The sequence below is a fragment of the Streptomyces sp. NPDC048295 genome (assembly GCF_040652135.1).
GTDB lineage: Bacteria > Actinomycetota > Actinomycetes > Streptomycetales > Streptomycetaceae > Streptomyces.
Window position 1 is genome coordinate 27,989 of record NZ_JBEZLL010000033.1, and the last position, 22,918, is coordinate 50,906.

General features: G+C 72.0%; 21 protein-coding genes. 11 read left to right on the plus strand and 10 right to left on the minus strand.

Annotation, left to right across the window (positions count from 1 at the left end):
• Window positions 1-49: 49 nt before the first annotated feature.
• The 3 genes from AB0D53_RS35325 (at window position 50) to AB0D53_RS35335 (ending at window position 5,644) form a co-directional block, all read left to right on the plus strand.
• Window positions 50-1,423, plus strand: coding sequence for an SWIM zinc finger family protein (locus AB0D53_RS35325; RefSeq protein ID WP_362453395.1), 1,374 nt, complete (start codon window positions 50-52; stop codon window positions 1,421-1,423).
• A complete protein-coding gene (locus AB0D53_RS35330) occupies window positions 1,420-4,101 on the plus strand; it encodes a DUF6493 family protein (RefSeq protein ID WP_362453396.1) in 2,682 nt (893 codons plus the stop codon). The genes AB0D53_RS35325 and AB0D53_RS35330 overlap by 4 nt, the downstream gene beginning before the upstream one ends.
• Window positions 4,102-4,234: 133 nt before the next feature.
• On the plus strand, window positions 4,235-5,644 hold the full coding sequence (locus AB0D53_RS35335) for a GNAT family N-acetyltransferase (protein ID WP_362453397.1): 1,410 nt from the start codon (window positions 4,235-4,237) through the stop codon (window positions 5,642-5,644).
• Here AB0D53_RS35335 and AB0D53_RS35340 read toward each other — a convergent pair.
• On the minus strand, window positions 5,612-6,835 hold the full coding sequence (locus AB0D53_RS35340) for a PLP-dependent transferase (protein WP_362453398.1): 1,224 nt from the start codon (window positions 6,833-6,835) through the stop codon (window positions 5,612-5,614). The genes AB0D53_RS35335 and AB0D53_RS35340 overlap by 33 nt on opposite strands.
• 59 nt (window positions 6,836-6,894) lie before the next feature.
• Here AB0D53_RS35340 and AB0D53_RS35345 point away from each other — a divergent pair, with 59 nt between their 5' ends.
• Window positions 6,895-7,392, plus strand: a complete 498-nt coding sequence (locus AB0D53_RS35345; RefSeq protein ID WP_329814738.1) for an Lrp/AsnC family transcriptional regulator — start codon at window positions 6,895-6,897, stop codon at window positions 7,390-7,392.
• Between the two features lie 48 nt (window positions 7,393-7,440).
• Window positions 7,441-9,126, plus strand: a complete 1,686-nt coding sequence (locus AB0D53_RS35350) for a DUF885 domain-containing protein (RefSeq protein WP_362453400.1) — start codon at window positions 7,441-7,443, stop codon at window positions 9,124-9,126.
• A gap of 59 nt (window positions 9,127-9,185) precedes the next feature.
• Here the strand turns inward: AB0D53_RS35350 and AB0D53_RS35355 are convergent, their stop codons facing one another.
• A complete protein-coding gene (locus AB0D53_RS35355) occupies window positions 9,186-9,680 on the minus strand; it encodes a rhodanese-like domain-containing protein (RefSeq protein ID WP_362453401.1) in 495 nt (164 codons plus the stop codon).
• A gap of 94 nt (window positions 9,681-9,774) precedes the next feature.
• Here AB0D53_RS35355 and AB0D53_RS35360 point away from each other — a divergent pair, with 94 nt between their 5' ends.
• Window positions 9,775-10,221: an Lrp/AsnC family transcriptional regulator gene (locus AB0D53_RS35360; protein ID WP_329200940.1), complete on the plus strand. Its 447-nt coding sequence runs from the start codon at window positions 9,775-9,777 to the stop codon at window positions 10,219-10,221.
• Window positions 10,222-10,251: 30 nt separating this feature from the next.
• Here AB0D53_RS35360 and AB0D53_RS35365 read toward each other — a convergent pair whose 3' ends face one another.
• The 3 genes from AB0D53_RS35365 to AB0D53_RS35375 form a co-directional block, all read right to left on the minus strand.
• Window positions 10,252-13,323, minus strand: coding sequence for an SMC family ATPase (locus AB0D53_RS35365; protein WP_362453402.1), 3,072 nt, complete (start codon window positions 13,321-13,323; stop codon window positions 10,252-10,254).
• The gene (locus AB0D53_RS35370; protein WP_362453403.1) at window positions 13,320-14,486 is read right to left on the minus strand and encodes an exonuclease SbcCD subunit D; all 1,167 of its coding nucleotides are present in this window, start codon (window positions 14,484-14,486) and stop codon (window positions 13,320-13,322) included. The genes AB0D53_RS35365 and AB0D53_RS35370 overlap by 4 nt, the downstream gene beginning before the upstream one ends.
• A 181-nt stretch (window positions 14,487-14,667) precedes the next feature.
• Window positions 14,668-15,294 carry a YigZ family protein gene (locus AB0D53_RS35375; protein ID WP_362453405.1) on the minus strand — a complete coding sequence of 209 codons (627 nt, stop codon included), beginning with the start codon at window positions 15,292-15,294 and terminating at the stop codon, window positions 14,668-14,670.
• A 58-nt stretch (window positions 15,295-15,352) separates the two neighbouring features.
• Between AB0D53_RS35375 and AB0D53_RS35380 the strand changes: the two genes are divergently transcribed.
• Together AB0D53_RS35380 and AB0D53_RS35385 are read left to right on the plus strand one after the other, a co-directional pair.
• Window positions 15,353-15,763: a CoA-binding protein gene (locus AB0D53_RS35380; RefSeq protein ID WP_362453406.1), complete on the plus strand. Its 411-nt coding sequence runs from the start codon at window positions 15,353-15,355 to the stop codon at window positions 15,761-15,763.
• Between the two features lie 82 nt (window positions 15,764-15,845).
• Window positions 15,846-16,697 carry an AAC(3) family N-acetyltransferase gene (locus AB0D53_RS35385; protein WP_362453408.1) on the plus strand — a complete coding sequence of 284 codons (852 nt, stop codon included), beginning with the start codon at window positions 15,846-15,848 and terminating at the stop codon, window positions 16,695-16,697.
• Between the two features lie 27 nt (window positions 16,698-16,724).
• Here AB0D53_RS35385 and AB0D53_RS35390 read toward each other — a convergent pair whose 3' ends face one another.
• Both AB0D53_RS35390 and AB0D53_RS35395 read right to left on the minus strand, forming a co-directional pair.
• A complete protein-coding gene (locus AB0D53_RS35390) occupies window positions 16,725-17,285 on the minus strand; it encodes a YbaK/EbsC family protein (RefSeq protein ID WP_362453409.1) in 561 nt (186 codons plus the stop codon).
• Window positions 17,286-17,329: 44 nt separating this feature from the next.
• Window positions 17,330-17,902 (minus strand): XRE family transcriptional regulator, encoded by a 573-nt coding sequence (locus tag AB0D53_RS35395; RefSeq protein ID WP_362453411.1) that lies wholly within the window; start codon window positions 17,900-17,902, stop codon window positions 17,330-17,332.
• A 93-nt stretch (window positions 17,903-17,995) separates the two neighbouring features.
• Here AB0D53_RS35395 and AB0D53_RS35400 point away from each other — a divergent pair, with 93 nt between their 5' ends.
• The gene (locus AB0D53_RS35400) at window positions 17,996-18,862 is read left to right on the plus strand and encodes a DMT family transporter (protein WP_362453412.1); all 867 of its coding nucleotides are present in this window, start codon (window positions 17,996-17,998) and stop codon (window positions 18,860-18,862) included.
• 8 nt (window positions 18,863-18,870) lie between these two features.
• On the opposite strand, the gene AB0D53_RS35405 is transcribed toward AB0D53_RS35400, so the two are convergent.
• Complete coding sequence (locus AB0D53_RS35405) at window positions 18,871-19,626, minus strand: acyltransferase (protein ID WP_362453413.1); 756 nt, start codon at window positions 19,624-19,626, stop codon at window positions 18,871-18,873.
• A gap of 190 nt (window positions 19,627-19,816) precedes the next feature.
• On the opposite strand from AB0D53_RS35405, the gene AB0D53_RS35410 reads away from it, so the two are divergent.
• On the plus strand, window positions 19,817-20,347 hold the full coding sequence (locus tag AB0D53_RS35410; RefSeq protein ID WP_362453415.1) for a gamma carbonic anhydrase family protein: 531 nt from the start codon (window positions 19,817-19,819) through the stop codon (window positions 20,345-20,347).
• 76 nt (window positions 20,348-20,423) lie between these two features.
• On the opposite strand, the gene AB0D53_RS35415 is transcribed toward AB0D53_RS35410, so the two are convergent.
• Together AB0D53_RS35415 and AB0D53_RS35420 are read right to left on the minus strand one after the other, a co-directional pair.
• Complete coding sequence (locus AB0D53_RS35415) at window positions 20,424-21,071, minus strand: DedA family protein (RefSeq protein WP_362453416.1); 648 nt, start codon at window positions 21,069-21,071, stop codon at window positions 20,424-20,426.
• Between the two features lie 159 nt (window positions 21,072-21,230).
• Window positions 21,231-21,668 (minus strand): DUF4442 domain-containing protein, encoded by a 438-nt coding sequence (locus AB0D53_RS35420; RefSeq protein ID WP_362453460.1) that lies wholly within the window; start codon window positions 21,666-21,668, stop codon window positions 21,231-21,233.
• A 153-nt stretch (window positions 21,669-21,821) separates the two neighbouring features.
• Between AB0D53_RS35420 and AB0D53_RS35425 the strand changes: the two genes are divergently transcribed.
• Window positions 21,822-22,874 carry a hypothetical protein gene (locus tag AB0D53_RS35425; protein WP_362453417.1) on the plus strand — a complete coding sequence of 351 codons (1,053 nt, stop codon included), beginning with the start codon at window positions 21,822-21,824 and terminating at the stop codon, window positions 22,872-22,874.
• The last annotated feature ends 44 nt before the right edge of the window (window positions 22,875-22,918 follow it).

A 22,918-nucleotide genomic window follows, 5' to 3' on the forward strand; every position in this document is an offset into this window, starting at 1 on the left:
GGCGGTGACCGGGGGCCGATTGTCAGTGGTGGGATCTACGGTTTTTTCCATGACCCGATCCGTTCAGGCATTGGCCTACTCACGCCCGTCCGCCCTGGGTTCCTCGCAGACGGGGCAGCTCCTCGGCCTGGAGACCTCCGGCGGCCTCACTCCGCGGGGCGTTGAGTCGCATCCCCGGTTCTTCTCCGGTTTTCTCACCTCGCCGAGGATCGCCGCCCGAGGTCTGCTGGCCGTGGCCGACGTGGCGTCCGCGCGCTATTACCGTACGGCTCCGCCTTCGTCCCTCGACCCGGTGGTGACGGGCAACGGCGACCGATTGCGCTTCGAGTCGTTCTCCGGCTGTTGCGGTGTGTACGCGCGCCTCGATGTGCTCCAGGAAGGTCTGGACGGTGCGCGTACGGACCACGGCACCACGAATGTGGATGTCAACAATCCGCTGCGGGAGGCGCTCTCGCGGATAGCGGGCGACGATCCGCTGCACCTGCGGGTCGGCCCGGACGAGCTCGCGGTCACCACGATGGACGGTCCGGTCGTGGAGAAGAAGGTGCCCCTGCCCGACCGCTGGCTGCGCGGCTTCGCGGAGGCTCAGGTGGTGTCCGCGGGTTTCGATCTGCGGGCCGAGCTGCCCGCGGCCGAGGCCGTCCGGTTCCTGCGTTCGCTGCCGCGTTCGTCCGGGAATGCCTCGCGGGGCGCCCAGTGGGTGATCCCGGCGGGGAAGGCTCTCCGTCCGACGACGCGTCCGGTGGCGGGTGCGGTGTGTCTGCCGGGTCCCGAGCGGCTGGTGGTGCTGCAGCGGGTGCTGCGCCATGCCACCTCGCTGCGGGTGTACGGGCCGGTGGCCGACGGGGCGGCGACCGCGAGCGCCTGGGAGGTGGTTCTGCCGGGAATGCGCCTCACCCTGACGCTCTCGCCCGAAGCCTCGCGCGGCTTCTCCGGTGAGGGTGCTGTGCTCGACGCGCTGGCCACCGACGACGCCGCGGCCGACGCCGAGCTGGTGTCCGTGCTGCTGGCCTGGGAGCCGCGGATCGACCTCGCCGATCTGGCGGAGCAGTCGGGTCTCACGGTGGAGCGGGTACGGGCGGCGCTCACCCGGCTGGGGACGGCGGGCCGGGTCGGTTACGACCTCGCCGACGCCTCGTACTTCCACCGCGAGCTGCCGTACGACGCCGACCGGGCCGAGCGGCACAATCCGCGTCTGGTGGCGGCCCGGCAGCTGGCCGGTTCGGGCGCGGTCGTGCTCGACGGAGACACGGCTGCCGTGGCCTCGGGGGAACGCCGCTATCAAGTGAGGGAGAGGGACGGAATGCTCAGCTGTACCTGTCAGTGGTGGGCGGACTACCGCGGGAGGCGGGGCCCGTGCAAGCACGCCCTGGCCGTCCGCATGGTCCGTCGCGGTGCGCCGGTCGCCGGGGGTGCGGCATGAAGGAGCTGATCACCGCCGTCCGCGAAGCGCGCACCAGGGACGTGCCGGCCCTGCTGTCCGAGCTGGACCGGGCGGGACGCAGGTCGGCGCTGGCGGAGCTGAAGGCGCTGCGCAAGGAGGCGCGGAGCTGGCCCTGGGAGAAGCAGGACGGGATCCGCAAGGCCCTGCTGGTCGCGGGCGCCGGCTGTCACACGGGAGCCGCCGGCTGCGCCGCCTGGATCGGCGGCCGGGATCTGCAGGTCTGGTCACGGCCTCCCTACTCGATGCTTCTCGATGTCCTCTCGGACCGTGACCGCGAGTGGCTCGGTGACGTCGCGCACCGGCTGGCGGACCGTCCCGCGACGGCGGAGACCCTCTATGAGCTGATCACCCAACTGGTGAAGGCCTCGCAGTGCGCCGTGCCCACCACGGACGGCTTCGTACGGGGCTGGGCCGAGGCGCTCTCTGCCTCGCAGTGGCAGCAGAACCGACGACCGCTGGCCGACGCCCTGCGGACGGACCCGTATCTCACCGCTCTCGTGCCGCGGCTCTTCGAGGTCGCGGAACTGCCCTCGTCGACGCTCTGGTTCGACGAACCGGACGACCCGAGCCGATGGCATGTGGCACTCGCCCTCCTCGCGGACGAGGGTCTGCTGGAGCGGGCTTCACTCGTCGACGCCTGTGCGGCCCGGCTGATCCGTGGCGGAAGACCCGGCGAACTGCGGTTCTTCCTGGCCCTGTTGCGTCAGCTCGTGCTCACCCGTGAGGAGGAGGCGGAGCGGGTGGCGGACTGGACCGCCATGGCGGCGGACGGGATCTCCACCGTGGCCGGCCACGCCCAGGAGGTGCTCGCCCGGCTGGACGAGCACGGCGAGCTGTCCGTGCGGGCCCTGGTGGATGTCTCGGGTTCTCTGCTGTTCCGCCCGGAGAAGAAGCTCGTCCGCGCCCAACTGGTGCTGATCGGCAAGAAACTGCGCCGCGACCCGTCGGCGGCCGGGGAACTCCTGCCCGTCGTCGCCGAGGCGTTCGGGCACGCCGACATCGACGTCCAGGAGCGGGCCCTCAAGCTCGTCGCACGCCATCTGCCTTCCGTCGACGCGTCCGCGCGGGAGGATACCGCCCTGTCCGCACCGCTGTTGGGCCCGGCGCTCCGTACCGCGGCGGCCGCGGTGTTCGGTGATCTGATGGGCGGCCCGTCGGCGGCGGAGCCGTACGTGGAGATCCTGCCCCCGGCCCCCGTCCCACGACGTGTCGAACCGGCGCCTGCGACGACGGCCGAGCTCGTCGAGGAGCTGGTGGCCCTGGCGAGAACGACATCATGGGATTCCACCGCTTTCGAGCGGGCTCTGGACGGGCTGGTCCGCCAGGCCCGCACCGACCGTCCCGCGTTGACCGAGGCGTTGCGGGGCGCACTGGCCGGCATCTGGTGGCTCCTCGACGAACCGCAGTCGAGGGTCGAGCAGCGGCTCCGCTCGGAGGCGGGAATCACCCTGGTCCTGGCCGTGCTGCTCGGCCGGGTGCCGATGAAGTCGGTGCAGGAGGGGCGTGCGGCCTGGGCCGGCAGCAGCGTCTGCGTCCACGCCGCGCTCAAGGGAGTGATGAAGGCCCGGCTGTGGGAAGCCGCCGACGCCGTCCTGACCGGCAGCGCACCATTCCTGCTGGCTCTCCCGACCTGGCACACCGGCTCGATCGACGCTGCCGTCCTGGTGGAGCGGCTGCGCATGTACCAGCAGCTCGGAGCCCGGCCCGGGGAGGCCGACTTCGCGCAGGCCCTGCTGCGTGTGCGGCGTGGCGGTCAGGAGGCCGCAGCCGCGGCCGGGGCAGCCGCCGGGCTCGGCACCCCGGAGGGCGACCGGCTGGCCGCCTGGCTGCGGATCGACCGGCCACTCGCCACCGTCCGCCGGTTCGACCTGGACAGACAGGAGTCCACCGCCCGCGGCTGGGTGGCGCGCCGGCCGGCCGACTGGACGCTGCGCGCCCTGATGGCGAGCGAGGGGAACCCGCTCATCCGGCAGGAGTTCCCGCGCTCCTTCCACTGGCTGGGCAGCGCGCATACTCCGCGCCACCGCACCTGCGATCACTGGAACGACCACTCCGACTCCTGGACCGCCACCCTGCCCGAGGACAGCGAGACGCTGGCCGCATGGCTGCTGCCGGCCATCGCGACATGTGTCACCGATGAGATGAAGGAGGCGGCACAGCCGCTTCCCGGGCTCGTCGAACTGGACGGTCCGGCCGGCGAGGCCATCCATCTGGCCGTGGGGTACGCACTGGGCGCCCGGTATCCGGAGGACCGGCTGTCGGGGGTGGATGCCCTTCTGACGCTCGCCTCCCAGCAGCGGCTGGACACGACCTTGCTCGGCGAGCAGTTGGCGGTCCTTCTCGGTCACAGGCTGGTGAAGCTCAACCGCCTCGCCGACTCCGCCCGTACCGCGGCTGCCACGGGCGCGCACCGGACGGTCCTTTCCGTACTGACCCCCGTTCTGCCGGGGCTCCTGGCCGACAGGAAGGCACCGGCGCGTGGACTGAGCGACCTGCTCTCCGTGACCGCCGAGTGCGCGGAGCACTGCGGTGCGGTGAGTGGTGCCGAGCCGATACCCGGGCTCGCCGACGTGGCCGCGCGGGGCGGTACGTCGCAGCTGGTGCGTCAGGCCGCACGCTTGAGCGCCGCCTGGGAGCAGGGCTCGGGACGGACGTGACGACCCATCTCGACCAGACATGCCAAATCGACCGAAAGCGAGAGACAAGGGATCAGATCCACTGGATCCACACTTAACCCATCAGTCACAGAGCGTTCGCGATCAGGCAACAACGCTCGGTCAGAGTGAATCCATGACTGATGTGACATCCGCGAGGACTGCCCGCCGCTCCCACCACTGGCGGCGGGACGTGACGGAGCTGGCCGCGCTGTTCACCGCGGTCGCGGTGGCCGACGCGATCGCGAACCTGATCGGGCACCAGCCGGACGGGCCGTATCTGCTGATCGCCTCGGCCGTCGCTCTGGCGGTCACGGCCGGGTTCCACACCTGGTGGGCGCGGCGGCACAGCCACGCCCCGCCGCCGACCGGCGCCGGCCTCCTCACCGAGGGCGACGACGACAGCAGCCACACCGACGCGCCCCGGGTCCGGGCCTCCGACCCGGCCGCCGAGGGCACGGCGCTGTGGCGGATGCGGACCACGGTGCGGGACGCCCCCGGCAGCCTGGCGGTGCTGTGCGGCGCCCTCGCCCGGCTCCGGGTCGACATCCTCACGCTGCAGACGCACCCACTGGCGCACGGCACGGTCGACGAGTTCCTGCTGCGCGCACCCGCGTCGCTCCCGGCCCAGCAGCTGAGCCGGGCGACCTCGGCCGCCGGGGGCAGCTCGACCTGGATCGAGCGGGCCGACACGCACGATCTGGTCGACGCCCCGACGCGCGTCCTCGGCCTCGCGACCCGCACCGCCCTGGACGCGGCCGAACTCCCCCTCGCCCTGCGGCAGCTGCTCGGCCGTTGCACCATCCACTCGCTGCCCGCCGTCACGGTCACCGGCCGCGAGACTGGGGCGACCGCCCCTGTCGAAGGAGTGCTGGAGGAGACGGTGATGCGGCTGCGTGACCCGTCCGGGGGTGCCATCACGATCGAACGGCCCTATCTTCCGTTCACACCGACCGAGTTCGCCCGGGCCCGCGCCCTGGTGGAGCTCGACGCCCGGCTCGGCCCCCGCGTCCCGCGCAGCGAGCATGTGCTCACGCTGCCCGAGGGCAACGAGATCACGGTGCGCCGCGCGGACCAGGGCGACCTGCGCGCAGCGCGCGCGATGCACGACCGCTGCTCCGAGCAGACGCTGCGGCTGCGGTATCACGGACCGGTCCACGACGCCGACCGCTATCTGGACCACCTGCTGAGTCCCCGCTTCGGCCGCACACTCGCCGTACAGACGGCCTCGGGCCGGCTGGTCGCGCTCGGCCACCTCCTCTGGGACGGCGACGAGACCGAGGTCGCCCTCCTCGTCGAGGACGAGTGGCAGCGCCGCGGCATCGGCTCGGAGCTCCTCGGCCGCCTGGTGGCACTCGCCATCGAGGCGGGCTGCGAGAACGTCTACGCCGTCACCCGGCCGTCCAACACCGGCATGGTCGCGGCCATGCGCGCCCTGTCCCTGCCGCTGGACTACCAGATCGAGGAGGGCACCCTGGTCATCACCGCCCGGCTGGACGCGACGCCGGTCCGCTCACTGCCCCCGTACGAGCAGGCGGGCCGCTGACTCCCCGGACGCGGAGGATTCCCGTCCGGCCTCCTGCGAGCTCAGCGCCTGGCACAGATCGGCCCACAGGTCCTCGACGTCCTCCAGACCGACCGACATGCGCAGCAGCCGGTCCCCGACGCCGGAGGAACGCCGGTCCCCCTCGGCCACGATGCGGTGGCTGATGGAGGCCGGATGCTGGATCAGGGTGTCCACACTGCCGAGGCTCACCGCGGGCGTGATGAGCCGCACGGACGAGATCACCCGGTGCGGATCCCCGTACACCTCGAACGAGACCATCGCTCCGCCCGCCTTCGGGTAGTGGACCCTGGCGACGCGGGGATCGGCGGTCAGTCTGCGGGACAGCTCGGCGGCGCTCGCGGACGCCGCCCGTACCCGTACCGGAAGCGTGGCCAGACCGCGCAGCAGCAGATATCCGGCCATCGGGTGCAGCACCCCGCCGGTGGCGAAACGTACCTGTCGCAGGCGGGCCGCGAACTCCTCGTCGCAGGCGACGACCCCGCCCATCACGTCGCCGTGCCCGCCCAGGTACTTGGTGGCGCTGTGCAGGACGATCCGGGCGCCGTGTTCGACGGGCCGCTGGAGCACCGGGGTGGCGAAGGTGTTGTCGACGAGCAGCGGCACGGAGCCGCAGGAGTGCGCGACGGCACGGATGTCGACCTCGGCGAGTGTCGGGTTGGCGGGCGTCTCCACCATCACCAGACCGGTGTCCGGACGGATCGCCTCCGCGATGCCCGCCGGATCGGTCCAGGTCACCTCCGTGCCCAGCAGCCCGGCGCCGAGCAGATGGTCGCTGCAGCCGTAGAGCGGCCGGACGGCGACCACATGACGCAGCCCCATGCTCGCGCGGGCCAGCAGCACGGCGGTGAGCGCCGCCATACCGCTGGCGAACGACACCGCGCTCTCGGTCCCTTCGAGCCGGGCGAGGGCGGTCTCGAACCGGGCCGTCGTCGGGTTGTCCAGCCGCGAGTAGACCGGCGGCCCTTCGAGCCTGGCGCCGGTGGCGGCGAAGGTGTCGATCCGCTCCGCCTCGCCCCTGGAGTCGTACGAGGGGTAGGTGGTGGACAGATCGATCGGCGGGGCGTGCAGTCCGAGGGCCGCGAGATCGTCGCGGCCCGCGTGCACGGCTTCGGTGGCCAGCGCCCTGGACCGGGTTGTCGTCGAGGGTGCCCTCAAGGATTCGGTATCCATGCCATCACTCTGAACAAGCACCGGATCCAGGGGGCCATCTCCCGTGCTACGTTCGAAAGATGGCCGAATCCGTCACTCTTGATCCGGTGGATCTGCACATTCTGCGGCTGTTGCAGAACGATGCCCGGACCACCTACCGCGAGCTGGCCGCCGAGGTCGGCGTCGCACCGTCCACCTGTCTGGACCGGGTCACCAGGCTGCGCCGGTCAGGCGTCATTCTCGGCCACCAGCTGCGCCTGGACCCGGCCCGGCTCGGCCGGGGCCTGGAGGCACTGCTCTCCGTGCAGGTCCGGCCGCACCGCAGAGAACTCATCGGCCCGTTCGTCGAACGCATCAGGACCTTGCCGGAGTCCCGCGCGCTGTTCCATCTGACCGGCCCCGACGACTATCTGGTGCATGTCGCGGTCACGGGCACGGCCGATCTGCAACGCCTGGTACTGGACGAATTCACCTCGCGCCGCGAGGTGGCACGGGTCGAGACCAGGCTGATATTCCAGCAGTGGGAGTGCGGTCCGTTGCTGCCGCCGTCCGCAGAATCGGCGGAGTCAGGCCACTGAGACCGAATGATGATGACGCGGAGGCCTCCGCCGTACAAGGATGTCCGTATGTCACACACTTCCAGTAGCGCGCTGCCCCGCCAGGTCGCCGACGCCTATGTCGACGCATTCATCGAACTCGACCCGGTCGCCGGCACCTACCTCGGTGTCGCGGAGAGCTCGCGCCGCCTTCCCGACTTCTCCCCCGCCGGCCAGGAAGCTCTTGCCGAGCTGGCCCGCACCACCCTGTCGAAGCTCGATGCCTCCGAGCAGCTGCCCGGCGCGGACAGCGATGCCGAGCGCCGCTGCGGCCGGCTTCTGCGCGAGCGCCTCATGGCGGAACTCGCCGTTCACGAGGCGGACGAGGGACTGCGCAGGATCTCCAATCTGTTCTCCCCGGTACACAATGTCCGCGACGTGTTCACGGTGACACCGACCGAGACCGACGAGGACTGGGCCGCGATCGTGGACCGGCTGCGCGCGGTTCCCGCCTCGCTGGAGGGCTACCGCGAGTCGCTCGCGCTCGGCCTGGAGCGCAAGCTGTACGGCGGTCCTCGCGCCACCGCCACCGTCGTGGGCCAGCTCGACGAGTGGGCGGGCAACGGCGGTCCGGGCTTCTTCGAGGAGTTCGCGGCAGCCGGACCCGCACAGCTCCGTACCGAACTGGACGAGGGCGCCCGGCTGGCCACGGAGGCGGTCGTCGCGCTTCGCGACTGGATGCGCGATGTGTACGCCCCCGCGATCGAGGGCGCCCCGGACACGGTGGGCCGCGAGCGGTACGCCCGCTGGGTGCGCTACTTCAACGGCACCGATCTGGACCTCGACGACGCGTACGCGTACGGCTGGTCCGAGTACCACCGGCTGCTCGCCGAGATGCGGACCGAGGCCGAGAAGGTGCTGCCCGGCGCCGGACCCTGGGAGGCGCTGGCCCATCTCGATGTGCACGGCAAGCACATCGAGGGGGTCGACGAGGTCCAGGCCTGGCTGCAGAGCCTGATGGACGAGGCGATCGAGGCGCTCGACGGCACGCACTTCGAACTCGCCGAGCGCGTGCGGAAGGTGGAGTCGCGCATCGCCCCGCCCGGCGGCGCCGCGGCCCCGTACTACACGGGCCCCTCCGAGGACTTCTCCCGTCCCGGCCGGACCTGGCTGCCCACGATGGGCGAGACCCGCTTCCCGGTGTACGACCTGGTGTCCACCTGGTACCACGAGGGTGTGCCCGGTCACCATCTGCAGATCGCTCAGTGGACGCACGTGACGGACAGCCTGTCCCGCTACCAGGCGTCGATCGGCGGGGTCAGCGCCAACTGCGAGGGCTGGGCGCTCTACGCGGAGCGGCTCATGGACGAGCTGGGCTTCCTGCCGGACGCGGAGCGCCGCCTCGGCTATCTGGACGCGCAGATGATGCGGGCCTGCCGGGTGATCGTGGACATCGGCATGCACGCGGAGATGGAGATCCCGGCGGACTCCCCGTTCCACCCCGGCGAGCGGTGGACGCCCGAGCTCGCCCAGGAGTTCTTCGGCAACCACAGCGGCCGTCCCGCCGACTTCGTGGAGAGCGAGCTGACGCGCTATCTCTCGATGCCGGGACAGGCAATCGGCTACAAGCTGGGCGAGCGCGCCTGGCTGCTGGGCCGGGAGAACGCCCGCAAGGCGCACGGTGACGCGTTCGACGCCAAGGCGTGGCACATGGCCGCCCTGTCGCAGGGTCCGCTCGGACTCGACGATCTCGTCGAGGAGCTGTCCAAGCTCTGACGCGGTCCTGCGGCGGCCGGGCCCGGTCCACACGACGGGCCCGGACGGCGTCGGGGCGGTCAGCAGCCGCAGTCCTCGGCGCCGGCCGGTGCGGTGAGCGGGTCGGCATCGCGCCGCTCGTGCCCCTCCCAGGTCTGGTAACCGAAGCCCTCGCGCGCCCAGTACTCGAAGCCGCCGAGCATCTCCTTGACCCGATAGCCGAGTCGGGCGAGGGCGAGCGCGGCACGGGTGGCACCGTTGCAGCCGGGGCCCCAGCAGTACGTGACCACCGGAACCGCCGGGTCCAGAAGGTTTTGGGCCTGTTCGGCGATGAGCGCGGTCGGCAGGTGGACCGCGCCGGGGATGTGTCCCTGGTTCCACGACTCGGTGGAGCGCGAGTCCAGCAGCACGAAGCCCGGATCGCCCCCGGCCGCGAACGCGGCGGCGACATCGGAGACGTCCGCGTGGAAGGCGAGCGAGGCTCCGAAGTGGGCGGCGGCCGCTTCCGGGGAAGCCGGCGGGACCCGGAGGACGGGATGACCGGCGGTGGCAGTGGCGAGGGGATGCGATGTCATGTCCGGAAATCTACGGCCGGTGATCCACTGTCCGGAAGATGAGATCCCCGGCACAAGGCTTGATCCGCCAGGGATTTCCCTGTTGCCTTCCGTCATGACCGACTATTCCCCGGACGCCACCGACTGGCGCATTCTCGATGTCCTGCAACGCGAGGGGCGTGCGTCGTTCGCCGAGCTGGCGCGTGCGGTGGCGATGTCCCCGAGCGCCGTGACCGAGCGGGTGCGCAGGCTGGAGGAGGCCGGGGTGATCAGCGGTTATGCCGCCGTGGTCGACCCGGAGCGGCTCGGGCTGCCGATCCTCGCCCTGGTACGGCTGCGTTACCCGAACGGCCATTACAAGCCGTTCCACGATCTGCTCGACACGACTCCGGAGATCGTGGAGGCCCACCATGTCACCGGTGACGACTGCTTCGTGCTGAAGGTCACCGCCCGCTCGATGAGGCACCTGGAGGAGGTCTCGGGCAGGATCGGCGCACTGGGTTCGGTGACCACGAGCGTCGTCTACTCCTCGCCGCTCCCCCGCCGCGCCATCAGCCGCTGACCCGGGCCTCCCGTTCGGATCACGCCGGGCTCATCCGGCCGAAAGTCCCTGGTCGGCGGCGCGGTGCCGTACCGCCGAACCCTGCCGCTCCTTCACCACTTCGAGCTGTGCGGGGATGCGGCGGCGCAGGTCGCCGACGTGGCTGACGATGCCGACGCTGCGGTCCCGCTCGCGCAACGAGTCCAGTACGTCGAGCACCTCGTCGAGTGTCTGGTCGTCCAGACTGCCGAAGCCCTCGTCGATGAAGAGGGTGTCCAGCCGGACACCGCCCGCTTCGTCGGTGACGACATCGGCGAGGCCGAGTGCGAGGGCGAGCGAGGCGAAGAACGTCTCGCCGCCCGAAAGGGTCGCCGTGTCGCGCTCGCGGCCGGTCCAGGCATCGACGACATGCAGTCCGAGGCCCGATCTGCGGCCTCCGGTGCGGGCGTCGGAGTGGACCAGCGTGTAGCGGCCGGACGACATGCGCTGGAGCCGGGCGGTGGCAGCTGCGGCGACCTGTTCGAGCCGGGCGGCGAGCACGTACGACTCCAGCCGCATCTTGCGTTCGTTGTCCGCGGACGTACCCGCGGTGAGTCCGGCCAGGCGGGCCACCCGGTCGTACTCCTCGCGCAACGGCCCGAGTCGGCGCACCTCGTCCGCTGCGCCGCGCGAGAGCCTGCCGAGTTCGACGCAGCGTTCGCGCGCGGCGGAGAGCGCCGCGGAGGCGTCCCGCAGCAGGTGCTCGGCCGTGTCGTACGCGGACCGCGCGGCCTCCACCGCGGCCTGCGGGCGGTCGGCGGCGGCCCTGGTCCCCGTCTCCGCCAGGCGGTCGGCCACCGCCGCCGCCTCCGACTGCCAGGCGTCGACGAGCCGCTGGAGTTCGCGCTGCGCGGCGTCGTCGAGGAGGCTCTCGGCGGCGGCCCGAGGGGTGTCGAACCCGGCCCGGAACGCGGCGTCCGCGAGCCGGTCGTCGGCCTCCTTGCGGCGCTGTGCGGCCGTCTCCTCGGCCCGTACCGCCTCGGCGGCCTCGGCGAGCAGGGCGACCCGGCGTTCCAGCAGCGCGGCGTGTTCGGCCACGCTGCCGAAATCGCCTCGCGCGGTCGCCAGTTCGGCTTCCAGCGCCGCCTGTTCACGGTCCAGGCCCTCGCGCAGGGAGGTGCGGGCGGCGGCCCGGCGTTCGGCGAGCTGCCGGCCGTCGAGGCGTTCGGTCTGTTCCCGCTCGGCGGCCGCGAGGGCCTCGCGCGCGGTGTGCATGCCCGCCGCGGTGCGATGGGCCTCGGTGTGCAGACCCGTCAACCGGTCGACGAGCGCGCCGAGTTCGGCGACCGTCGGGTCGGCGTCGGGCCCGGCCGTGTCGGCCCCGTCCCCGTCCCTCGGCTGCGGCACCGCCGACTGCGCGGCCGCCCGGGCCGCCGCGTGCTGCTCGTGCACCACTCCGAGCTCCCGGTCCGCCCGGGTACGCGCCTCCTCGGCGCGGCGGTGGGCGTCGAGGGCACGGTCCTCGACGGCCTTGTCGACATGTCCGTCGGCCGGACGGGCCGGATCGGGGTGGTCGGGCGAGCCGCACACCTTGCAGTCCTCGCCGTCCACCAGCTCCGCCGCCAGCTCCGCCGCGATGTCACGCAGCCGTCGTTCGCGGAGCTCCAGCCACGACTCATGGGCCGTGGCCGCGTGTTCCCGGGCCGTGGCCAGCCGCTCCGCGGCGGCCGACACCTGCGCGGCGAGCGCGTCGCGACGGCGGGCCGCGTCCAGCCGCGCACGGGCGGGCTCCAGCCGGCCGGCGAGCTGCTCGGCGCGGGTGGCGGCCTCCTGGGCCGCCTCGATGCGTGCCCGCAGGCCGTCACGGGCGGGCTCCCAGCCGGCCAGCCAGGCTTCCGCTTCGCGGATCAGCTCGTCGTCGGCCCTGGCCTGGCGCTCCAGTCCGGTCCGCTCGTCGTCGATCCGGGCGCTGCGCCGCTCGGCACGCTTCGCGGCGTCGAGCCCGCCGAGTTCCTGGCGCAGGCGCCGCTCCAGCTCCGCGAGCTGTTCGGCACCGGCGTCGGCGAGGGTGCCGGGCAGCACGCCGCGGGCGCGGTCACGGGTCCGGCAGGCCGTGTCGTACGCGCGCTCGGCCGCCTCTCGCAGCTCCAGCGCGGGCGCGACGAGGTCCGCCTTGCGGGCCCGTGCGAGGCGTTCGTGGTGCCGGTCGCGGTCGGGGCGGCGGGCTTCGAGTGCGGTGGCGCGGCGCCGCGTCTCCTCGTAGCGCTGCTGGAGTGCGGCGAGTTCGCGTTCGCTGTCGAGGGTCAGGCGGGCGGCCGACTGCCGGGCTTCGGCCATGTCGAGGACACAGGCGGCGATGTCGAGCCGTTCGCGGGCGCCGCTGCGGGCCGTCGCGGCCCATTCGAGCACGCTCTCGGCGAGCCCCGGATCGCCGGGCTGGAGGTCGGGGAGCGGCATTTCGCGCGCGGCGGGTCCGGCGGCCTGGGCGATCCGCTGGGCCGCCGCGAGGACGCGCTCGTCGCCTGCCCTGACCCTGGTTTCGGCAGTGCGGCGCAGTTCGGCCAGGCGCTCCTCGACGGCGGCGAAGCGGTGGGTGTCGAAGAGCCTGCCGAGAAGTCTGCCGCGGGCCTCGGCGTCGGCGCGCAGGAAGCGTGCGAAGTCGCCCTGCGGCAGGAGCACCACTTGGCAGAACTGTTCCCGGCTCATCCCGATGAGCTGGGTGATCTCCTCGCCGATCTCCTGGTGCGAGCGACTGAGCGCCCGCCAGCCGTCGTCGGGGCCGTACTCGCGCAGCCGGCTCTGGGCCTTCTCCGTCGTGAAGCCGCTGCCCTTCTTCTTGGGGCGGGGCTGCGCGGGGCTCCGGGTGATTTCCAGGCGCCGGCCGCCGACGGTCAGTTCCAGCGTGATCTCGGTGGCGAGGTCCACCGGGGCGTGGTCGCTGCGCAGGGAGGTGCCGGGGCTCTGGCGGGCGCCGGGCACCGCACCGTAGAGGCCGTAGCAGACCGCGTCGAGGACCGAGGTCTTCCCGGCGCCGGTGGGTCCGTGCAGCAGGAAGAGCCCGGTCGAGGAGAGGGCGTCGAAGTCGATCTCCTGGGTGGTGCCGAACGGTCCGAAGGCGGTGAGGGTGAGCCGGTGGAGTCTCAACGGTTCACCTCGCGCACGCCGTCGTCCACCCGGACGTGCTCGAAGGCGCCGCGCAGCACCGTTCGTTCCTGTTCGTCGGCCGCGGAGCCGCCGCGCACATGGGCCACGAAGTCCTCGGCGATCTGCTGGTCGTCGCGCCCCTTGAGGCGCTGTGCGTAGGAGGCGAGCGGGTCGTCGGGGGCCCGGTCGGGTTCGAATACGAGGCTGAGCGCGTGCGGGAAGCGTTCCAGGAGCCGGGCCATCGGCTCGGCCGGGCGCACCGGGTCGGTGAGGGTGGCCTCGATCCAGGACTCCTGGTGGCGCTCCAGCCCGGGGTCCTCGACGAGCTCGTCGAGGCGGCCGCGGAGCCTGGCGAGGGGGCGTGGCACCGGGCAGTCGAGGCGTTCGGCGGTGACCGTGCCCGAGGCGTCGAGGTCGATCAGCCACATCGTCTTGCGGTGGCCGGCCTCGGAGAAGGAGTACGCGAGCGGCGAGCCGGAGTAGCGGACGCGTCCGGTGACGCTCTGGCAGCCGTGCAGATGGCCGAGGGCGACGTAGTCGACGCCGTCGAAGACTCCGGCGGGCACGGCGGCCACCCCGCCGACGGTGATGTCGCGCTCGCTGTCGCTGGGCTCGCCGCCTGCGACAAAGGCGTGGGCGAGCACCACGGACCGGGTGCTGTGCGGGCGGCCCGCCAGGTCCGCGCGTACCCGCTCCATGGCCGCCGTGAGTACCGCTTCGTGCCCGGTGCGCTCCGCCTTGAAGACGTCCTTCACCAGGGCCGGTTCCAGGTAGGGCAGCCCGTAGAGGGCCACGTCGCCGTGCGCGTCCCGCAGGACGACGGGGGTGGCGCAGTCGGCGGGGTCGGTGCGCAGATGGATTCCGGCCCGCCCGATCAGCCCCGCGCCGACGCCCAGCCTGCGTGCCGAGTCGTGGTTGCCGGAGATCATCACGGTGGGCACACCGACGGCGGCGAGCCGGTGCAGCGCGTCGTCGAAGAGCTCGACGGCGGACAGTGGCGGAACGGCTCTGTCGTACACATCACCCGCGACGAGGACCACGTCCACCTCGTGCTCGCGCACCGTGGCCACCAGGTGGTCCAGGTAGGCGGCCTGGGCTTCGAGCAGGGAGACCCGGTGGAACGAGCGCCCCAGGTGCCAGTCCGATGTGTGCAGAATTCTCAAGACCCGGCTCCGACCCGCATTGTTCGCTTCCTCCGCCCCGAGTGGTGAGCCCCTCTTTTCCCACCCCTCACAGTGTCCCATCACCGCCGGCCACGTCCGGGCCTTCGCCGTCGCGGTCCTTGCCCGGTACGGCGGAGCGATGGCGGCGCGCGTCTCGGAGCGCCTGGTGACACAGATCCGGTCAGGCGTCCCCGTACGCCTCGCCGCCCAGCTCCAGCCCGGCCTCACCGGCCGTCGCGTCGGCCAGCCAGCCGCGGAAGGACTCGACGTCGGCGTCCGGCAGTCCGATCTCGATGACGACGGCCTCCGCGTAACGGACCTCGCGCACGGTGCGGCCGGTGGCCCGCAGGTCGTTCTCCAGCTTGCCGGCGCGCTGGTGGCCGACGGTGATCGTGGCGAGGCGGAAGCGCCGGCGGGTGACGGTGCCGAGTTCGTCGAGGGCCTCGCCGACCACTCCCCCGTAGGCCCTGATCAGTCCGCCGGCACCGAGCTTGACGCCGCCGTAGTAGCGGGTGACGACGGCGACGACGTAGCGCATCTCACGGCGCGTCAGCATCTGCAGCATGGGTACGCCCGCGGTCCCGCCGGGTTCCCCGTCGTCGCTCGCCCTCTGTACGGAGGCGTCGGCACCGATCACATAGGCGAAGCAGTTGTGGGTGGCGGTCGGGTGTTCCCTGCGGACGCGTGCGACGAAGTCCTGCGCCTCCTCCTCGGTGGCGGCGGGGGCGAGCGCGCAGATGAAGCGCGACCGGTTGATCTCGGTCTCGTGCACGCCCGCTCGGGAGACTGTCCGGTACTGCTCCTGCATCCGGCCAGCCTATGCCCCGTACGGGAATGGTCCGGGGCCGCCGTCCGTTGTCCGGATCATGTACGCAGACGAAGAGACGATCCACCGGATTCTCCGGGACAGCGGTGACACCTGGGCCGTGGTGGGCCTGTCCGGCAACCGCTCGCGGGCGGCCTACGGCGTCGCCGAGGTGCTTCAGCGCTTCGGCAAGCGGGTGGTCCCGGTGCATCCGAAGGCGGAGCGGGTGCACGGCGAGGACGGCTACGCATCGCTGGCCGACATTCCGTTCCCGGTGGATGTGGTGGACGTCTTCGTCAACAGTGAGCTGGCGGGCGCGGTGGCCGACGAGGCGGTCGCGGCGGGGGCCAGGGCCGTCTGGTTCCAGCTCGGCGTGGTCGACACGGAGGCCTACGGCCGCACGCGTGCGGCGGGGCTGGACATGGTCATGGACCGCTGCCCCGCCATCGAGATCCCGGCACTGAAGCGCTAGCAGGGCTCACGGGCGTACCCACGTCCTTCGTCCGGATGTGCGTGGTGTCGCGCCCGGCATCCGGCTGGGAGAATGGCGGGCTGTGACTACTACGACTGCGCCGTCCGTCACCCACAGCCGGAGCGGGCTGGCCGGGCAGCTGTCCGAGCTCGGTGTGGAGCCCGGCGGTGTCCTCCTGGTGCACGCCTCGATGCGGGCGGTGGGCCGGGTGACCGGTGGGGTCAGGGCGATGGCCGGTGCGTTGCGGGACGCTCTCGGGGCAGGGGGCACGCTCGTCGCCCCCGCTTTCACCCCGGAGAACTCCGACACCTCTGCGCACTACCTCGACCGGGTGCGTGGCCTCGACGACCGGACCCGGAAGGCGGTGCGGGACAGCATGCCGCCCTTCGACCCGGCGACCTCGGCCGCACCGTCGATGGGCAGCCTCGCGGAGGCGGTCCGGCTGGGCGAGGGAGCGGTGCGCAGCGACCATCCGCAGACGTCCTTCGCCGCGCTCGGCCCGCTGGCCCGGAAGCTGCTGTCGGGTCACCGCTCCGACTGCCACCTCGGCGAGGACTCGCCCTTGGCCCGCCTCTACGAGCTGCGGGCCCAGGTGCTTCTGCTCGGCACCGGATTCGACACCTGCACCGCGTTCCACCTCGGGGAGTACCGGGTGCCGGCCCCGCCCCGCCGGAGTTACCGCTGCGTGGTGACGGCCGGGGGCCGGCGCCGGTGGTGGGAGTACGAGGACGTCGCCCTGGACGACAGCGACTTCGCGGCCCTGGGCGCGGACTTCGCCGGTGCGCACGATGCCGCGGCCGTGCGCTCCGGCCCGGTCGGCTCGTCGACGAGCCGCCTCTTCCGTATCACCGACGCCGTCGACCACGCCACGCGCTGGCTGGCCTCCCACCGGGCCGTGCCACCGGTGCGGGCCCTCTGTCACTCGCCGCGCTGACGGCACCCGCGACGGGCGGCCGCCTTCTCAGCTCCTGATCCCGAGCCCCTCGACGATCACCGCACCCGGCAGTGCCGCCAGCGCCTTGCCCGGGACGATCAGCTTGCCCCGGCGGCTGCCGCTGCCGACCAGGACCCAGTCCTCGTCGACGACCGCGGGGTCGATCAGCAGCGGCCAGGCGGCGGGCAGACCGACGGGGGTGATGCCGCCGTACTCCATGCCCGTCTCGCCGACCGCCGTCTCCATCGGGGCGAAGGACGCCTTGCGGGCGCCCAGCTGCTTGCGGACCGCGCCGTTCACGTCGACGCGTGAGTGGGACAGGACGAGGCAGGCCGCCAGCGTCACCTCGCCGCCGCGCTTGCCCGCCACCACGACGCAGTTGGCCGAGCTGTCGAGCAGCTCCGCGCCGTGGTGCTCGACGAAGACCGCGGTGTCGGCGATGGCCGGGTCGGTGTCGACGTGAATGATCTGCTCGGCGGGGAAGCCTCCCCAGCCCGCGGACACCGCCGCGGCGACGGGTGCGGTGAGCAGGTCGAGGCGGTCGGCCGCCGGACCGGCGTCGTCGAAGGAGCCGAGGGGAGCGCGCATGCGCACCACGCTAACAGCGCCTCCGGGGACCCCGGCCGACCGTCTCACCGTACGGGCGGGATGGAGACGGCCATCGTGACTTCGGTTGGTTCGGAGCCTTCGTTGCGGTACGCGTGCGGGTGGTGCGCCTCGAACGAGGCGGAGCCACCGGCCGGTACGGCGTACGGGGTGCCGTCGACGACCAGGGTGAGCTCGCCCGCGGTGACGTGGAGCAGTTCGACGGTGCCCTCGGGGTGCGGGTCGGAGGCGCTGCTGTCGCCGGGCATCAGGCACCAGGTCCAGAGTTCGAGCGGCCCCCTCGCCTCCGTGCCGACGTGCAGAGTGGTGGAGCTGCCCGCTTCGGTGGACCACATGCGCACCGCCTGGCTCTCGGGCACCAGCCGGACCGGTGAACCCTGCTCGTAGTCGAGCAGGGTGGTGATGCTGACACCCAGCGCGTCGGCGAGCTTGACCGTGGTGCCGACGCTCGGGTTGGTGCGGGCCTGTTCGATCTGGATGATCATGCCGCGGCTGACCCCGGCACGGGCGGCGAGCACATCCAGGGTGAAGCCGCGTTCCCCTCGCCAACGCTTGAGATTGCGTGCCAGCGACTGAGTGAGCTGATCGAGGTCAGACACATTCCGTCCAATATTTTGGATGACAGGGTCAAAAATACTGCACTACGGTGTGGTGCACCCAACCGTTCACCGCACTGTACTGCGAGGCATGCAATGACAGCACTGTTCGCACTGGCCACCAGCCTGCTCTGGGGACTGGCCGACTTCGGCGGTGGACTGCTCACCCGGCGCATACCCGCGCTGACCGTGGTCGTCCTCTCGCAGGCCGCCGCGGCCGCGGTGCTGGGCGTCGTCGTGATCGCGAGCGGCGGCTGGAGCGAGGCGGGCCCGCAGCTGTGGTTCGCGGTGGCGGCGGGCGTCGTCGGACCGGTCGCGATGCTGAGCTTCTACAAGGCCCTGGCGCTCGGCCCGATGGGGGTCGTCTCACCGCTCGGGTCGCTGGGCGTCGCCGTGCCGGTGAGCGTCGGCATCGTCGTCGGCGAGCGGCCCGGGCTGCTGCAGTTCGCGGGGGTCGGCATCGCCGTGACGGGCGTCGTGCTGGCGGGCGGTCCGCAGCTGCGCGGGGCGCCGGTGCAGCGCCGGGCCGTGCTGCTGACCCTGGTGGCCGCGTTCGGCTTCGGTTCGGTGATGTCCCTGATCGCGGAGGCGTCCACGACGGTGACCGGACTGTTCCTGGCCCTCTTCGTCCAGCGCCTCACCAATCTCGTGGTGGGCGGCGCGGCCCTGTACGCGTCGGTGCGGCGCGGGTCCCGGGCACTGCCCGAGGAGGGCGGATCCGCCGCGGTGCCGGCCGCGCTGCCCGCCCTGGCACTCATCGGACTCGCGGATGTCGCGGCCAACGGCACCTACTCGGTCGCCGCACAGCATGGGCCGGTGACGGTGGCCGCCGTCCTCGCCTCGCTCTATCCGGTGGTCACGGCGCTGGCCGCACGGGGCGCACTGAAGGAACGGCTGCGCGGGGTGCAGGCCGCCGGGGCCGGTCTCGCCCTGGTGGGCACGGTGCTGCTGGCGACAGGATGAGGCCGGGGTCAGTCGGCGGACGGGCCCGCCGTCTCGCCCGGCTCCGCGAGGGCGAGCAGCTGCTCGGGGGTGACGCCGTCAGGAATCGGCACCGGCGCGGGGGTGCGCAGCGGCGGCTGCCAGCCGTTCTCGGCGTCCCAGCTGCGTACGACGCGGGCGGGGGCACCGGCCACCACCGCGTGGTCGGGGACCTCGCCCCGTACCACCGCCCCCGCGGCGACCACCACGTTGCGGCCGAGCGTGGCCCCCGGGAGGATCACCGCCCCGGTGCCGATCCAGCAGCCGGGCCCGATGGCGACGGGCTCCATGCGGGGCCACTGCCGGCCGACCGGCTCGTGCGGATCGTCGTAGCTGTGGTTCGTCGACGTGATGTAGACGTACGGCCCGCAGTACGTGTCCGGGCCGATGGTCACCGTGGTGTCGGCGACCACATGGCTGCCGCGTCCGAGGACCACCCCGTCCCCCAGGGTCAGGATCGGATCGGGGCCGAGGTCCAGGTCGGGCATGAGCCCGGCCGTCAGCGTGACCTGCTCACCGATCACGCAGTGCGAGCCGAGCTCGATCCACGGCTCCCCGAAGACCGTGCCCTGCGGGAAGGCCAGCCGGGTGCCCGCACCGATCCGGCGGAATCGCAGCGCGCCCGGGCGGTCAGCGGTGACCGCGCCCGTCTCCTGCACCCAGCGCCAGCCGCGATGGACGGCCCGGGACAGGGCACGCCGCCGCCAGGCGGCAAGGGAAGAGAACGTGTTCCTGTTCGTCGGCACTCGCTCACGGTAGTCGGCGGCGTCCGGACCGATCACCGGGGCGACCTGTGATGTTCACCCCACTCGGCCGCGGTCCGCCGGCCGTCGCATACCGTTTCTCCTGCGCGACCGACGCGACCGGACAGCCGCGGCCGGCCGCCGGGGCCGGACAGCCTCGGACGCACGACACCTGAGCACGGAGGAACGGGCGATGGCAGAGCAGGCGTTGATCACGGGAATGGGCGGCAAGGAGCCGGACATCGACGCGGATGCCTTCACGGCACCGACCTCGGTCGTGATCGGTGAGATCACGATGGCCGCGGGCTCCAGCCTCTGGTACCACGCCGTGCTGCGCGCCGACTGCGGCCCGATCGTCATCGGGGCCGACAGCAACATCCAGGACAACTGCAGCGTCCATGTCGACCCCGGCTTCCCCGTCACGGTCGGCGAGCGCGTCTCGGTCGGGCACAACGCCGTCCTCCACGGCTGCACCATCGAGGACGACGTCCTCGTCGGCATGGGGTCCACCGTCCTCAACGGCGCCCGCATCGGCGCCGGTTCACTGATCGCGGCGCAGGCACTGGTTCCGCAGGGAATGCAGGTGCCGCCGGGCTCGCTGGTCGCCGGTGTCCCCGCCAAGGTCAAGCGGCGGCTGACCGAGGAGGAGCTCGAAGGCATCAAGTTCAACGCGGTGGGCTACGTGGAGCTGGCCAAGGCGCACCGCCAGGCCCACGAGGGCTGAGCAGGAGGGCCGGGAGCGGGCGCCCGGCGGCTCGCCGGGCCCCGCCGTACTGTCGCCCGGCCAGGTCCGTGCCCGGTCAGTCCGCGGCCGGTACCGTCGCCGAGGTGACCGACATCCGCTCCGCCGCCTTCTTGGCCCGGTTCTTCACGATCAGCATCGAGGTGATGCCGATCAGCACCGCGGCCACGAGGCCGAGATAGGAGAACCGCTTGAGCCACGCCTCGGCGACGACCCCGACCGAGTAGATGACGGCCGTGGTGCCGCCCGCCCAGACGATGCCGCCGAGCACATTGGCGATCAGGAACTTCCAGTACGGCATGTGCAGTACGCCCGCCAGCGGACCGGCGAAGATCCTCAGCAGCGCAACGAAGCGGCCGAAGAACACCGCCCACATGCCCCACTTCTGGAACGAGCGCTCCGCCATCGCGATCTGGCTCTCGCCGAAGTGCTTGGGGAACTTCCCGCCCAGCCAGGCCAGCATCGGCCGGCCGCCCTTGCGGCCGATGGCGTATCCGATCGAGTCGCCGATGACCGCGCCCGCCGAGGCGCAGGCGCCGAGGACCCACGGGTTGATTCCGTCGTGCCCGGCGGCCAGGAGCGCCGCGCTGACCAGGACGATCTCGCCCGGCAGCGGAATGCCGAGGCTCTCCAGCCCGATGACCACGCCCACCAGGGCGTAGACGCTGACCGCGGGGATGGTCTCCAGCCATTCCTGGATGTGCAACGCCGATCCTCCCGTAACCGAATGTCCGTTGCCCGCCGGGCAACTCCTCGGCGCACGGCGGGAAGCCTACCTGCCCCGCGGGCCGCCCGGACAGGACGAAGAGCCGCCACACGCCCTGCCGTTGGGGCGTGTGGCGGCTCTCCGCGGAACCGGCCGGGATCAGGCGTTGGGGCGCAGCGTCCAGACGACCGTCATCTCACCGGTCACCGCACCGTCGGCGCGCCGGATCTCGATGACCACCGGGAACTCCGGCCGTCGGCCCGCGTCGAGTTCGGCGACGACCTCGGCCACCGGGCGGCCGAGGGTCGCGGTCGCGGTGACGACGCCCTTGGCCAGCTTCTTGTAGCCGATCTCCGCCTTCACCGCCAGCGGCACGGCGCGCGACATCTGGTCGCCGAAGGCGGCGATGACGATCGCCCCGCTCGCCGACTCCGCCAGCGTGAACATCGCTCCGGCGTGCGGTCCGCCGATGTGGTTGTGGTAGTCGGCCTGGTCCGGCAGGCGGACCACCGCGCGCTCGGCGGTCGTCTCCAGGAATTCGAGGTTGAGGGTCCGTGCCATCGGGACCGTCGCGACGAGCATCTCGCCGACGGTCATCTGTTCAGCGCTCATGCCCCGATGTTACTTACGAGTAGGACTCTTTGGCCATCCCGGGGAACCCCCGGCGTCCCTCCCCGATCACATCCTTCACCGTCCGCACACGGGGGCGGGCGTAGCAGACCGGCCACCGCCCCTCTATCGTTACTCGCCATGTGGCCAGGACAGCAGCCGCCCGGGGGCGAGCAAAACCCGCAGGACCAGAATCAGAACCCGTATCAGCAGCCGGGGTACCAGCAGCCGAATCCCTATCAGCAGCCGGGATATCAGCAGCAGGGACAGCCGGGGCATCCGCAGCAGGGACAGCAGCCCGGCTATGCGCAGCCGAACCCGTACCAGCAGCAGACGGTGCCGCAGTACGCGGTGCCCGGCCCGCCCGGTCCGCCGCAGCCCGGCGACAACAACAAGAAGAAGACCACCGCCGTCGCGATCGTCGCGGCCACCGCTGTCGTCGTGGCCGCCGTGGTGACCGGTGTCGTCGTGATGAACAAGGACGACAAGGGCAAGGACGTCGCCGACGACAAGCAGTCCTCGGCGCCCGCCAAGCCGACCGGGTCGGCCTCCGACGGGACGAACCCGCGCAGCGACGACGGGGACCCCAAGCCCCTCATCCCCGGCTGGAAGGTCGTCACCAACCCCAAGTGGGGCACCCAGTTCGACGTGCCCGGCGACTGGGAGGTCGGGACGCCCGGCACGTTCTCGTACTTCGAGGACGACAAGAAGGGTGACGGCTCGCCCCTCATCGGCTTCTCCGCGCCGTCGTTCTACCAGAAGCAGTGGTGCGTGGACGACTCCGACAAGGACGGCGTCAAGGAGGACATGAGCCTCGCGAGCGCCGGCACCAGGGGCGCCCAGGGCGCCACCGACGCCGCCAAGAACGCCCACAGCGAGGCCGGCACCTGGGCGTGGGCCGCCTACGCGCAGCACATGCCGCAGAGCACCATCAAGTTCACCGAGGCCAAGCAGTACACCACCAAGTCGGGTCTGACCGGCCAGGTCGTCACCGCCACCGCCCCGAACGTCACGAAGCGGAAGAAGTGCGACAGCGACGGCAAGGCCATCGCCTTCACCTTCAAGAACAAGAAGGGTGAGTTCGCGTCCTGGGTCCTGTACGGAGCCGACTCCGTCAAGGACGAACTGCCGGACACGACGATCCAGAAGATCCTCAGCACCGTGCGACTGGTGGACGTCGTCAAGTCCGACTGACCCCTTCCCCTCCCCCGGAAAACAGTTGGCACGGCGAGGGGGGC